Below are 12,812 nucleotides of genomic sequence, written 5' to 3'. Positions count from 1 at the left end.
CTGCGCCCGGGCGGCCCGGGGCGGACGCCGGGCCCGGGTCCGCCCTCGCCTCCCGGGAGCCGACTTTCCTCTCTAAATAGGAATTACTAGGCTCAAGGCCATGACAGCGCCCGAATCGCAGGATCCCCGGGATCCACAGGATCCGCTCGACGCCGCGACCTCGGCGACCCGGAGCCTCCAGGGCCTGTCCACCGAACTCACCGCCCGCGTCCCGCAGCTGCTGGAGGCCATGCGGTCCGTCGGCACCGGACTGGAACTGCACTCCACGCTCGACCGGATCTGTGAGACGGCCGCCGAACTGGCCGACGCCCGTTACGCGGCCATCGGCGTCGTCGACGAGGAGGGCAGGGGCCTGTCCGACTTCGTGACGCACGGGGTCGGGGAGGACGTCGCCCGGCGCATCGGCCACCGGCCCGACGGCCACCGGGGACTGCTCGGCGCGCTGATCCACGACCCCGCCCCCGTCCGGCTCGCCGATCTGACGTCCGATCCGCGCTCGGCCGGATTCCCCTCGGGCCATCCGCCGATGCGGACCTTCCTGGGCGTCCCCATCCGCGTCCAGGGCGAGATCTTCGGCAATCTGTATCTGGCGGAGAAGCGCGGCGGGGCCGAGTTCAACGACTACGACCTCCACATGGTGCGCGTCCTCGCCACCGAGGCCGGGATCGCCATCGGCAACGCCCGGCTCTACGAGGCCGCACGGCAGCGCGAACGCTGGATCGACGGCTCGGTCGCCGTCACCACCGCCCTGCTCTCCGGCGGCGACGCCGAGGACGCCCTGACCGTCGTCGCCGAACAGGCCCGAAGACTCGCCGACTCCGCCGCCGGGATCGTCCTGCTGCCCGCCGAGGAGGGCGGCCTGGAGATCGTCGCGGTCGCCGCCGACCATCCCGCGACCTCGCTGGGCACGGTCATCCCGCCCAAGAGCCCCGCGATCGCCAGCCTGCTCGCCGGTGAACCCGTGTTCGTCACGGACTCGGCCACCGATCCACGCGTGCTCACCACGGCCGCCGGACGGTACGGCCCCAGCATGATGCTGCCGCTGCAGAGCGGCGGCCGGGTCCTCGGGGCGCTCGCCACCCCCCGGGCACGCGGCGCGCGACCGTTTACCGAGGCCGAGCGGACCCTCGCCACCCAGTTCGCCTCCCAGGCCGCGCTGGCGCTGATCATGGCGGAGGCACAGCGCGACCGGGAACGGCTCGCGGTGTACGAGGACCGTGACCGCATCGCGCGAGATCTGCACGATCTGGTCATCCAGCGGCTGTTCGCCACCGGCATGATGCTGGAGGGCGCACAGCGCCGGTCGGTCGTCCCCGCCGTGCAGGACGGCGTCGGCAAGGCGGTCGACGAGCTGGACGTGACCATCCAGGAGATCCGCACGGCCATCTTCGCGCTTCAGCAGGGCCCCGCCGAGGCGCCCTCCGGGCTGCGGACCCGCGTCCTGCGCGAGATCAACATGGCGGCCGTGCCCCTCGGCTTCAAGCCCGGCCACCGCTTCCTCGGCACGGTGGACTCCACCGTGGGCGAGCTCACCGGCAAGAACCTGATCGCGGCGCTGCGGGAGGCGCTGTCCAACGCCTTCCGGCATGCCGAGGCATCCCGTATCGAGGTCGTCGTCGACGCCACCGTCACGCTGCCGGACGGCTCCGACGGCGTCCGGCTCACCGTCGCGGACGACGGGGTCGGCATCCCGGCGGGCGGCCGGCGCAGCGGGCTGCGGAATCTCGCCCGCCGGGCGGAGGCGCTCGGCGGATCGAGTACGTGCGGTCCGGGCATCGGGGAGGACGGGCAGGGAACGACGGTGTGCTGGGAGGCACCGCTGTAGCCGTCCGGACTCCGGCACCGCCGTGGCGGCCCTGAGCCAATCGGACCGCGGGCCTGGGGTTTTCCTCGGCCAGGTGGCCGTACGACACCGTCCGGATCCCCGGATTCCCGTCCGCGCCGGGCGACGATCCCGGACATGGGCTCACGACACCGCGACCGGCTGCTGCTTCTCGTCCCGGTGATGCTGTGCGTCCTGCTGACGCCCACCGCGGCGACGGCGTCCGGCGATCCGTCCCACGGACCGGATCCGAACGCCGGTACCGAGGTGGCCCGGCTGTACGAGGAAGCGGCCGAGGCGACCGCCGAGTACGAGCGGAGCAGGCGCGCGGCCGACGCGCAGCGCGCCGGTGCGGGCAGGCTGCAGCGTCAGCTCGACGCGCGGCGGCGTGAACTCGCCGCCGTCCACGACGCCGTGGGGGCGGTCGCCCGCGCCCAGTACCGCTCCGGGGGCCGGCTGCTGTTCACCGCGCGGCTGCTGCTGTCCGGGAATCCCGACGAGCTGATGCGCGGGCGGCGGTTCGCCCGGCAGGCGGAGAAGGCCGTGCACCAGCTGATCGGCCGGTCCAGGGCCGCCGAACGCAGGCTCGCGGCGGCGGAGTCCCGCGCCAGGGCGGGCTGGCACGACTTCGACGCGCGCAAGAAGAGGCTGGCGATCGTCAAACAGCGCATCGAGACCAGGCTGGCGGAGGTGCGGTGGACCCTCCAGGGCCAGGCGGAGAGCAGTGTCGCCGCGGGCACCTGCGCCGGGGCCGTGCGGGACGGCGGGCTCGGCCCCGGCGTCCCTCCGGGGACCGCCTGGGTCACACCGGTCGAGCGGTACGAGCTGTCCGCCGGGTTCGGCAGCGGTGGTGCCCGCTGGGCGCGCCGCCACACCGGGCAGGACTTCGCGGTGGATATCGGCACCCCGGTGCGCTCGGCCGGCGCGGGGCGGGTGCTGTCGGTCTCCTGCGGGGGAGCCTTCGGCATCCAGATCATCGTCGCGCACCCGGGCGGCTACTACACGCAGTACGCCCATCTGGCGTCGGTCGCCGTCGACCAGGGGGAGCGCGTGCGCACCGGCCAGCGGATCGGGCAGGCGGGGACGACGGGCAATTCGACGGGGCCGCATCTGCACTTCGAGGTGCGGCTCACGCCGTATCTGGGGTCGGGGGTGGACCCGGAGGAGTGGTTCCGGGAGCGGGGCGTACCGCTGGAGCCGTCCACGGCCGACTGACGCGCACCGGACCGGAAGGTGTCAGGGCAGGTCCCCGAGGATCCGCTCGATGACGATCGCGACACCGTCCTCGTTGTTGGCGGTGGTCCGCCCGGAGGCGGCGGCGATGGCGTCCGGATGGGCGTTGCCCATCGCGTACGAGGTCCCGGCCCAGGTCAGCATGTCCACATCGTTCGGCATGTCGCCGAAGGCGACGACCTCGCCGGCGGAGATACCGCGCTCGGCACAGCAGCGCGCGAGGGTGCTGGCCTTGCTCACACCCGGGCCGCTGATCTCCAGCAGCGCACTCGGGCTGGAACGGGTGACGGACGCGTGCGCCCCCACGGTCGCGCGGGCCAGCGCGAGGAAGCCGTCGGGCTCCAGCCGGGGGTGCTGCGCGAGCAGCTTGAGCACCGGGGCGCCGGGGCGCGCCTCGTGGTGGAGCAGTTTCTCGGCGACGGCGACGATGGTGCCCGGATCGTGGGTGTACTGCGCCGAGTAGGTCGGCTCGTGGTGGAACCCCTCGGTCGTCTCCACCGCGAAGGAGGTGCCGGGGGCGCGCTCGCGGAGGGAGCGTACGACCTCCAGGGCGGTCGCCCGTTCCAAGGAGTGCACCTCCAGCATCGTCCCGCCACCGTGCAGGTCCACCACGGCGGCGCCGTTGGCGCAGATCGCCAGACCGTGGCCGTGGACATGCTCGCTGACCACATCCATCCAGCGGGCCGGGCGCCCGGTGACGAAGAAGACCTCGATCCCGGCCTCCTCGGCTGCGGCGAGTGCGGCGACGGTGCGGTCCGAGACGGACTTGTCGTCGCGGAGCAGCGTGCCGTCCAGATCGGTGGCGATCAGCCGGGGCGTGGGGGGCTGGATACGGGGATCCGTTGCTGGGGTCACACACGCATTCTCCCGTACGTGTCGCACGGGCGTGCGGGTGGGCGCACATATGAGTGGGTGCGTGGGGGCAGGGGAGCGTAACCCGGTGAACGTATCGGGCTGAAGGGGCGCAGAGGGCGCGTGATACCCGCGCTGGGGGGCGCGGCGGCTCCGGTTTCCATGGCGCGGACCGCCTCCGGGCGACGCCGTGGTGACCGGTTGCGCCGTGCCGGGCCGTGCCGGGGGCGCCCGTGCCGACTGCGGCGCGGGCGGCTCGGGGTCGGGTCGGCACGGGTTCGGCCGGGTGGGTCTGTCCGGACCGGCGCCGGGTGGAGGGCTTGGCCCGGTGTGCGACCGTGACGGCGCAGGCCGGGAAGGCGCGGTCGGCTGGTACGTACGGGCCCTGCGCTGGCCTGGTTCGTACGGCCGGGGCGGTACGCGTCCTGCACGGCCGGGGCTGTACGGGCGAGGCTGGGCGCGCCGGTTGTGCGGGGAGTGGCCTCAGGCCCGTCGGCCCGTGTCGGGCGGACCGGCCGGGCAGGTACCGGCCGTGCCCGCGACGCCCGCGCCTGAGGTGTCCCCACCCGGGGCGCCTGTGCGTGAGGCGCCGGGGTCCCTGTGGGCGGGGTCCGGAGCGGTCGGCCGCATGCGTTCCGCCAGCCTGCGCAGGTCCTCGCGGTCCTTGTCCCGGCCGAGGTGCCGCTTCCAGACGACCGTGTCGGCGAGGGACAGAAAGCACAGACCGCCGAAGACGTCGGCCCGCTCGAACAGCTCGTCGACACCGCCGAGCAGGCTCTCGTACCACTCGTCCGTGATCTCGATCCGCCCGTCGAGCGGGCGGATCGACAGCGAGCCCTCGATCGGCGTCCGGTGCGCCGTGCCGAGCGTCAGCGCCCGTTCCCATGCCCGGCCGCGGGCCACCACATCGAGGTCGGTGATCCGGTCCCGTAGCCCCCGGATGTACAGCGGCGCGCTGCCGCAGATCAGCAGATCACCGCTGGGCAGGCCCAGCTCCCGCAGCCGGCGGAACGGTTCCGTGAGCAGCCGCTCGGGCAGGGCGGGGAGCTGTGACAGCCCGCCGTCCTCCGCCCGAGCGGCTCCGCTCACCCCGAACACCCCGTACGTGACCGGCTCCACGGCGGCCGGCACCACTGCCGGGCCGAGCGCCACCATCCACATGTCCCCTTGTCCATACCGTCTCCCGGGTTCGCTTTCCGACTGCCGAGCCCTGCTCATGACCGGCCGCAAACACCCGGGCGCGCACGCGTGAACGCGTACCCGCACGGGCGCGAACGCCTTGGTAGGAGGCGTGGCTGACGACCACGGTCGGTCGGATCCCACGGTACGGGCGGCCGTCCGGCCGATCCAGACCCCGGAGAAGCGGTCGGCGTCGGCAAGAAACCCGCCCAGATCCCGTACTTTGACAAGGTTCTGCTTCCGGCGGGGGAACTAGGCTGGTCACGCCGTTGCTGGGATCACTTGCCGAGCCCGCTCCGGTCTTTGAGGCAGAAGGAGTTGTGGGGGTGGTAGCCCACAACTCCTGTCTGCTATGTCCAGTTGCTCATCGGCCGTTGTGCGTACGGTTTCTACGGCACGTGTGCAGGCGCCGCCGCCCACCGCCTCGCAGCCCTCGTTGGCCGGCTCTCCGCGCGCGCTCACTCATCGGCGATCTGGGTCAGCCGGGGCAGGTCCCGGATCACCAGATTCCGGTATCCGGTGTCGATGACCCCGTCCGCCCGCAGACCTCTGAGTGACCTCTCCAGACTCGCCTGGGACGACCCGATCAGGGACGCCAGATCGCTGTGACTGAGCGGGATGCCGATCCGTATGCCGCTCTTCCCGGCTGTGCCATGGGTCCTGGCCAGTGACGTCAGCATTCTTGCCAGCCGGACCCGGGGTGTGTACCCGCCGAGTTCGATCCGGGCCTGGTCCGAGGCCCTCAGCCTGTTGGTGACGATCCGCATCAGAGCGAGCGGCATCTGCGGTTCACGCTCGCACAGCGCCCGGAAGGTCTGGCCCGCGACGACGGACACGACGACCATGCGGACGGCGATCACGCTGGCCGACCGGGGGCGGCTGTCGAGCGCGCCCAGTTCGCCGACGATGTCGCCGACGGCGCGGATCGCCAGCAGCGCGGTGTGACCTTCCGCCGTGTGCGAGACGACCTTCACCACACCCTCGCGGATCACCATCACATGGCTGGAGTCGTCACCCTGGCTGATCAGGGGCTCACCGGCGGCGTACGTCCGGACGGAACCGGCCTCGAACAGCGCCAGGCGCGAACTCTCCGACAGCTGCCCGACAAACGACTCGACGGGCCAGTGGGCCTTGCTGAGCCTTCGGGTGTGCGCGTCTCCCGGGCTGGCGGTGCCGTCGGACGTCTGCGCGTCAGCGTTCATCCGGCACCTCCCTGGCGGGGATCATGTATCCGATCGTTCCAGACGACCCGGCCCACCCGCAGCCTGTCGCCATCCGGGGGCCTCCCGCAAGGCCGCGCGGCAGCCGCGGGGCGCGCCGTGCGGTCGCAGCGCGGGCCGGGGTACGGCCCCGGGTGCCCTGCGCGCGTGCGCCCCGCCCGCCATCACTGGTGAGATCCGTCCGGCGCCGGGAATCGATCAGCGCAGCTGCGCGAGCGCCTCGGTCGCGATCTTCTCGAAGACCGCCTGGTCGGCCGCGAAGTCCGAATCGGGGATCGGCGCGTGGATCACGATTTCGTCGATCCCGAGTGCAAAATGCCTGCCGGCGAAGTCCACGAACGCGTCCAGCGAATCGAGCGGCCGCCCCCGGTCCGGGGTGAATCCGGTGAGAAGGATCTTGTCCAGCTCGGCGGTGTCCCGGCCGATTCCGGCGCACGCCGCGCCGAGCCCCTCGATCTGCGCGCGGATGGCCTTGCGCGACTGCTCCGGCGTGCCGTCCTCGAAGATCCTCGGGTCGCCCGTGGTCACCCATGCCTGTCCGTGTGCCGCGGCCAGCCCCATCCCGCGCGGGCCGGTCGCGGCCACCGCGAAGGGCAGGCGCGGGCGCTGCACACAGCCGGGGACGGTGCGGGCCTCGTGGGCGGAGTAGTGGGTGCCCCGGTGAGTGACATCTGCCTCTGTCAGCAGCCGGTCCAGCAGGGGTACGAACTCGGCGAAACGATCCGCTCGCTCACGCGGCGTCCATGCCTCCTGACCGAGCGCGGTGGCGTCGAACCCGCTGCCGCCCGCCCCGATGCCGAGCGTGAACCGGCCCGCGGATATGTCGTCGAGCGACATCAGCTCCTTGGCCAGGGTGACGGGGTGCCGGAAGTTCGGCGAGGTGACGAGGGTGCCCAGGCGCAGCCGTTCGGTGGCGGTCGCGGCGGCGGTCAGCGTCGGCAGCGCGCCGAACCAGGGGCCGTCGCGGAAGGTGCGCCAGGACAGATGGTCATAGGTGTACGCGGTGTGGAAGCCCAGCTCCTCGGCGCTTGTCCACTGCTCCTGCCCTCCCTCGCGCCAGGGACGGACAGGGAGGATCACGGTGCTCAGTCGCATGCCTACGACTCTATGCTCCGGTGACTGGGGGCAACGGTGGCACCGGACATTCCCGGCTGAGGGCCGCCTCAGCCCTCCCGATACCCTCGCTGTCCCGGCGGGAGGCATCGCCGAGCGGGTGGCTGATGATCGGCCCGCGGTAGTGGACGTGACCTGGTGTTCCTTCGCCTTCAGTTCTTCGCTGAGGGACTTGCACCAGCCGTCTCGTCCAGCGCTGCCTCGTACTCGGCGTCGCCCTGTCTCATCCGAACCTCCCCCTCCTCGCTCCCCACCGTATCCGTCACGGTCGATGCCATGGTCACCGCTGGCGTTCCGTTCCGGTCCGGTGCCAGACTGCGGTGAGCGCGGCGACCGGGTCGGTGTCGGCCGGTGCTGCGGGCCACCATTCGCCGTCTCCGTCCCGGACGTAGGGGTACCAGCGGATGTCGGGGCCCAGGCGCAGTTGGATGCCGTGGTCGGCGAGGGTGAGGCGGTTGCGCCAGGTCTTGAGAGGGACGGGGGCGGTGGCCATCTCCATGAGGGCCGTGGCCAAGGCGGTACGGGCGGCCTTCATGGCCGCCGGGGCAGGGGTGTGGGGTTGATCGGCGACGGTGAGGCCGGTGGGGCCGCCGTGGCGCCACGCCCGGGTGAGGCGGGCGAACGCGGTCGGGCTGGCACCGGTGTTCTGGATCAGGCTGTGGAACCACTCGGGTCCATGGCCGCCCGCGGCGATGCGTACCGCGTCCTGGTGCTGGGACAGGCGCAGGTCGGTGGTGTCGCCCGCGAGGAGCCGTGCGGCGCGGGCGGCGGCGTCGGTCATGAGGCGCTCCAGGTCCGTGGTGGCCAGGCCGCTGCCGGGTGGCGGGGTGACCGGGAGCGTGCCGGTGTGGGGAACTGGTTCGGGGGGTTCGGGCAGTGGGGGCGTGTGCTCGGCCCAGCGGGTGTACGCGGCGGCGGCCGGGATGCCGGTCGCCGCCGGTGGGCTCGTGGTCTCCTGGGGTGCCGTACGGCGTGTGCGCAACTGGGCGAGGACCTCCTCGCGGCCACGGCCGCGCAGAGCGAAGACCACGAACGGGTCGGCGTCGATGGTGGCGGCGATGGCGTAGCAGAGCGCGGCGGCGTGCTTGCAGGGGTATCCCCAGTCGGGGCAGGAGCAGTCGGGGGCGAGTTCCGTGGGCTGCGGCAGCAGGGGGACGCCTGCCTGGCGGGCGTCGTCGACGAGTTCGGCGGGCATCTCACCGTCGAGGAGTGCGGCGAGATGACCGGCTCGGGCCGCGATGGTGCCGAGGAGGGTGTCCCACTGGGCGTCGGTGAGGACGGGCAGATGGACGGCGGAGCGGTAGGGGCGGGGCCTGCTGCCCTGGACGGCGGCTTTGACCTGGCCGGGGGCGATGGTGACGGGGCCGACCATGCCCCGGCGGGCGTAGGTGCGACCGCGGGACAGGCGCCCCGAGTCGAGGGTGGAGTCCTCCAGGGCCGTCACCCACGCCTGGCCCCACCATGTCGAGGCGAAGGCGTGCCTGCCGCGGGTGGGCGCGCGGCGCGGGCCGGGGAGTGAGGGGCTCATGACTGCCTTCCGAGAGCGACGAGCTCGGCGAGGTCGGCGTCGGACAGTTCGGTGAGGGCGGCCTCGCCGGAGCCGACCACGGCGTCGGCGAGCGCGCGTTTGGACTCCAGGAGCTTCGCCACCTTGTCCTCCACGGTGCCCTCCGCGATGAGTTTGTGTACTTGGACGGGCCGGTCCTGGCCGATGCGGTAGGCGCGGTCGGTGGCCTGGTCCTCGACGGCCGGGTTCCACCAGCGGTCGTAGTGAACGACGTGGGTGGCCCGGGTGAGGTTGAGCCCGGTGCCCGCCGCCTTCAACGACAGCAGGAACACCGGCACTTCACCGTGCTGGAAGCGTTCCACCATGTCCTCGCGCCGCGCGACGGGGGTGCCGCCGTGCAGGAAGAGGGTGGGGATGCCGCGTTCGGTGAGATGCCTCTCCAGGAGGGTCGCCATCTGCTTGTACTGGGTGAAGACCAGCGCCGATTCGCCCTCGGCGGTGATGGTGTCAACCAGTTCGTCGAGCAGCGCCAGTTTGCCGGAGCGGCCGTGCAGTGGCTGGCGCAGGCTGTGCTCTTTCAAATACTGGGCCGGGTGGTTGCAGATCTGCTTCAGCGCGGTGAGCAGCTTGAGCACCAGGCCGCGGCGGGCGATGCCCTCGGATTCAGAGATCTTCGCCATGGTTTCGCGGACCACCGCCTCGTACAGACTGGTCTGTTCGGCCGTCAGCGAGACGACGCGGTCGGTCTCGGTCTTGGCCGGCAACTCGGGCGCGATGCCAGGGTCGGACTTCCGGCGGCGCAGCAGGAAGGGGCGGACGAGACGGGACAGGCGCTCGGCGGCCTCGGGGTCCTCGCCCGACTCGATGGCACGGGCGTGCCGGTCACGGAACGCGGTGAGCGAGCCGAGGAGTCCGGGGGTGGTCCAGTCGAGGAGCGCCCATAGTTCGGAGAGGTTGTTCTCGACGGGGGTGCCGGTGAGGGCGACGCGGGCGCGGGCGGGCAGGGCGCGCAGTTCGCGGGCGGTGACAGCGTAGGGGTTCTTGACATGCTGGGCCTCGTCGGCGGCAACCAGCGACCAGGCAGTCCCGGCCAGGGCTTCGCGGTCGCGGCGCAGCACCCCGTAGGTGACCAGGACGATCTCGTCACCGGCCAGGTCACCGAGGTGTCGGTCTCCGCCGTGGTAACGGCGTACGGGGATGGACGGTGCGAACCTGGCCGCCTCCCGCTGCCAGTTGCCGAGCAGGGAGGCGGGGCAGACGACGAGCGTGGGACCGGCGGTTGCGGGGCCGGTCTGGCGGTGCAGATGCAGGGCGAGAAGAGTGATGGTCTTGCCCAGGCCCATGTCGTCGGCGAGGCAGCCGCCGAGGCCGAGTTCACACATCTCGGCCAGCCAGGCGAGGCCCCGCTTCTGGTAGTCGCGCAACGTGGCCTTGAGCGCGGCGGGCTGCGGGGCGGGGACGCGGGATTCGGGGTCGCGGATACGGGCGACGAGGTCGCCGAACTGGCCGACCGCCGCGCAGGGGACCGGCTCGCCGTCCCTTTCCACCTCGCCGGTCAGCGCGGCGCCGAGCGCCTCCATGGGGGTGAGTGGTTCCATCCGGCGGCGCCTGGCGCGGGCCACCAGCTTCGGGTCGGCGACCACCCACTGGTCACGCAGCCTCACGAGGGGGCGGCGGGCCTCGGTGAGGGCGTCCATCTCGGCCTCGGTGAGCGGCTCGCCACCGAGCGAGATCTGCCAGCGGAAGTCGAGGAGAGCGGCGGCGTCGAGGAGGCCGCCCGCGCTGGAGCCGGGGGCGGTGTGCTGTCCGATCTCCGCGGTCGCGGTGAGCGCCTTGACCAGCTCGCGCGGCCAGTGCACGTCGACACCGGCCGCTCGCAGCGTGTCGGTGGCGTCGCCCAACAGGTCGAATGCTTCGTCATCGGCCAGCCGGAGCTCGTCGGGGGCGGCGTCCTTCAGCAGCCGCTGGAGCGGGGGCCACGCGCGGGCGCCGCGGCGCAGTGCGAGCAGCGTCTCGGTCTCGGCGCGCGGGCCGAGCAGTCGCTCCACCTCGGCTGGCTCGTTCCACAGCCGTGCGGCGTCGACGACGAGCGCCGGATCCGCCTCGGTGCGCAACTGCAGGACGGCCCGGAACTGCCGGCGCCGCCCCTCGGGCAGGTCGACGCGCAGCGAGACACCGACCTCTGCGGTGAACGCGGCGGTGGTCTCCTCGGCCCATTCACGCAGGGTGTGCACAGCCCGCGTCTCGCGCCAGGCGTACGGCACCGCTCCCATGGCGAGTGGCGCGGCCGGAGTACGGACCAGGTCGTCGGCGACCGCGTCGCAGAACTGGCGTACCAGCGCGGCCGGTTCCGTGATCCGCAGCGGGGCCACCCCGGGCTCGGGCAGGCAGTGGGCGTGAGGTGGGAAGGCGGCGGCGAGGTCGCTCAGAGTCTGACGCTGGGCGGCGGTGAAAGGGCCGGCCTGCCAGGTGTCGTAGCCGGTCGGGGTGAGCGCCGGGTGGAGACGGCCGTCGGCGAGCAGCCGCAGCGCGAAACGGGCGGTGGCCTGCCAGGCGGCGGCGGACGGATGCGGCGGCTGAGCCTCCGCCAGGGCGGACACAGCGAGGGCGATGGGAAGCGCGTAGCCCTGCACCTTGCGCCGCCGGACCGACCGGCCGTGCGGCAGCACCAGTTCCACCGACTCGGTCTCGACGCCCGCGGGCGCCACGCCGTCGCCGGCGGCTGCCCCCACGGGCTGCCACAGCAGCAGTCGTCCGAGGCGGGCGGGCTCACCGGGCAGGAACACCGCCGCCCCGCCGTCGTCGAGCAGACCCCTTGCGAAGGCGGTTGCCTCCGGCGTGGCCAGCGGCGGCGCGACTCTCGTGCCCGCGCGTGGTTCTCGTACGACGACCCGTGCCATGCTCTTTCGCCCTATCGTCTCCAGGCGGCCCTCACCGAGCCCCTCTCACCACCCGACACGCTCGGGCCCGCCTCACCTTTCAGCTACGGGCCTGTTCTACGTGGCGTACACACGCCGGTCGGCTGCCTGTCGACGCCGGGCAGGCCCATCATGACGGCCGGGCGCAACCGCGCTCCAACCCGGACGCCGGGTGGTGGTCTATCTTCGGCGAGCGTAGTCCCGGTTCCACCCTCGGTGGGTACTTTGCACCCCCTGCTGACGTGTGCCGAGCGAGACGACCACTGGCGCATATCGCAGTACCTGATGGCATGGCTGACACGACCCGCATCACGGTGACGCTGCCGACCGAGCAGGTCGCCGAACCGAGGAAGCTCACCGACAACGTATCCGGCGATGTCGCCGAAGCGGTGGCGCGTCAACTGCGGCACCAGTTGCTCGGAGCTGACCTGCTGCGCCACCAGGAGGAGAACGGGGCCTTCAGCGAGGAGGAGCTGGCGGAGGCGCGTTCCAGGATCTTCGGGGCGACGGATGCCGACGGGTCGGCGAGCGCTGCGTGAACGAGCACGTCGAGACTGTCGTCCTGGACTCCCAGGGGCTATCCGCCTGGATCACACAGGATCGCAGGATTTTCGCGATGTTCCAGGTTTTCCATGCCATGGGCGCCGATGTCGTCGTCGGGGCCAACACCGTCGTGGAAGTCAGCCACCTACGGGTGAACATGCCCCGGCTGTGGTGGGTGCCGTCCCGCGTCAAGATCGCGCCGGTCACTGAGGACTCGGCGAGAGCGTCCGCAGAACTGCTCAAGGCCGCGGGTCTGCACGGCCACAAATACGCGATCGACGCGACTGTCGCCGAGATGGCACCGTGTCAGCCGGGGCCGGTGACCATGCTGACGTCCGATGTGGATGACATGGCCAGGCTGTGCGGTGACCGAATCCGGCTCATCGGCATCTGAGTACGGAAGTGCCCTTACCATCCCCGACCCA

Annotated in this window: 10 protein-coding genes; 4 read left to right on the top strand and 6 right to left on the bottom strand. The window is 72.2% G+C overall.

From position 1 onward, the window contains the following. Positions 1–100 precede the first annotated feature (100 nt). Together ACFYT4_RS06575 and ACFYT4_RS06570 are read left to right on the top strand one after the other, a co-directional pair. Positions 101–1,825 carry a GAF domain-containing sensor histidine kinase gene (locus tag ACFYT4_RS06575; protein ID WP_389265917.1) on the top strand — a complete coding sequence of 575 codons (1,725 nt, stop codon included), beginning with the start codon at positions 101–103 and terminating at the stop codon, positions 1,823–1,825. Positions 1,826–1,960: 135 nt separating this feature from the next. Next, complete coding sequence (locus ACFYT4_RS06570; RefSeq protein ID WP_389265915.1) at positions 1,961–3,037, top strand: M23 family metallopeptidase; 1,077 nt, start codon at positions 1,961–1,963, stop codon at positions 3,035–3,037. Between the two features lie 21 nt (positions 3,038–3,058). On the opposite strand, the gene ACFYT4_RS06565 is transcribed toward ACFYT4_RS06570, so the two are convergent. From ACFYT4_RS06565 to ACFYT4_RS06540, 6 genes are all read right to left on the bottom strand, one after another. Continuing rightward, a complete protein-coding gene (locus ACFYT4_RS06565; RefSeq protein ID WP_389265913.1) occupies positions 3,059–3,910 on the bottom strand; it encodes a Cof-type HAD-IIB family hydrolase in 852 nt (283 codons plus the stop codon). A 480-nt stretch (positions 3,911–4,390) separates the two neighbouring features. Next, the gene (locus ACFYT4_RS06560) at positions 4,391–5,068 is read right to left on the bottom strand and encodes a hypothetical protein (RefSeq protein WP_389265912.1); all 678 of its coding nucleotides are present in this window, start codon (positions 5,066–5,068) and stop codon (positions 4,391–4,393) included. Between the two features lie 476 nt (positions 5,069–5,544). After that, entirely contained in the window at positions 5,545–6,288 is a 744-nt protein-coding gene (locus ACFYT4_RS06555) for a Crp/Fnr family transcriptional regulator (RefSeq protein WP_389265910.1), read from the bottom strand. Positions 6,289–6,504: 216 nt separating this feature from the next. Next, positions 6,505–7,401: an LLM class flavin-dependent oxidoreductase gene (locus tag ACFYT4_RS06550; protein ID WP_389265909.1), complete on the bottom strand. Its 897-nt coding sequence runs from the start codon at positions 7,399–7,401 to the stop codon at positions 6,505–6,507. Between the two features lie 298 nt (positions 7,402–7,699). Then, complete coding sequence (locus tag ACFYT4_RS06545) at positions 7,700–8,947, bottom strand: SWIM zinc finger family protein (RefSeq protein ID WP_389265907.1); 1,248 nt, start codon at positions 8,945–8,947, stop codon at positions 7,700–7,702. Further along, positions 8,944–11,826 (bottom strand): DEAD/DEAH box helicase, encoded by a 2,883-nt coding sequence (locus ACFYT4_RS06540; RefSeq protein ID WP_389265905.1) that lies wholly within the window; start codon positions 11,824–11,826, stop codon positions 8,944–8,946. Before ACFYT4_RS06540 ends, ACFYT4_RS06545 begins: the two co-directional genes overlap by 4 nt. Positions 11,827–12,134: 308 nt before the next feature. Here ACFYT4_RS06540 and ACFYT4_RS06535 point away from each other — a divergent pair, with 308 nt between their 5' ends. Then, positions 12,135–12,383 carry a hypothetical protein gene (locus ACFYT4_RS06535; RefSeq protein ID WP_389265903.1) on the top strand — a complete coding sequence of 83 codons (249 nt, stop codon included), beginning with the start codon at positions 12,135–12,137 and terminating at the stop codon, positions 12,381–12,383. Continuing rightward, positions 12,380–12,781 (top strand): DNA-binding protein, encoded by a 402-nt coding sequence (locus ACFYT4_RS06530; RefSeq protein WP_389265902.1) that lies wholly within the window; start codon positions 12,380–12,382, stop codon positions 12,779–12,781. The genes ACFYT4_RS06535 and ACFYT4_RS06530 overlap by 4 nt, the downstream gene beginning before the upstream one ends. Positions 12,782–12,812: the final 31 nt, after the last annotated feature.

Origin of the sequence: Streptomyces sp. NPDC004609, assembly GCF_042873655.1 — a bacterium.
In the GTDB taxonomy this organism is placed as follows: domain Bacteria; phylum Actinomycetota; class Actinomycetes; order Streptomycetales; family Streptomycetaceae; genus Streptomyces.
Note: the sequence above shows the minus strand (reverse complement) of the source record. Positions and strands in the feature narration are given on the sequence as shown.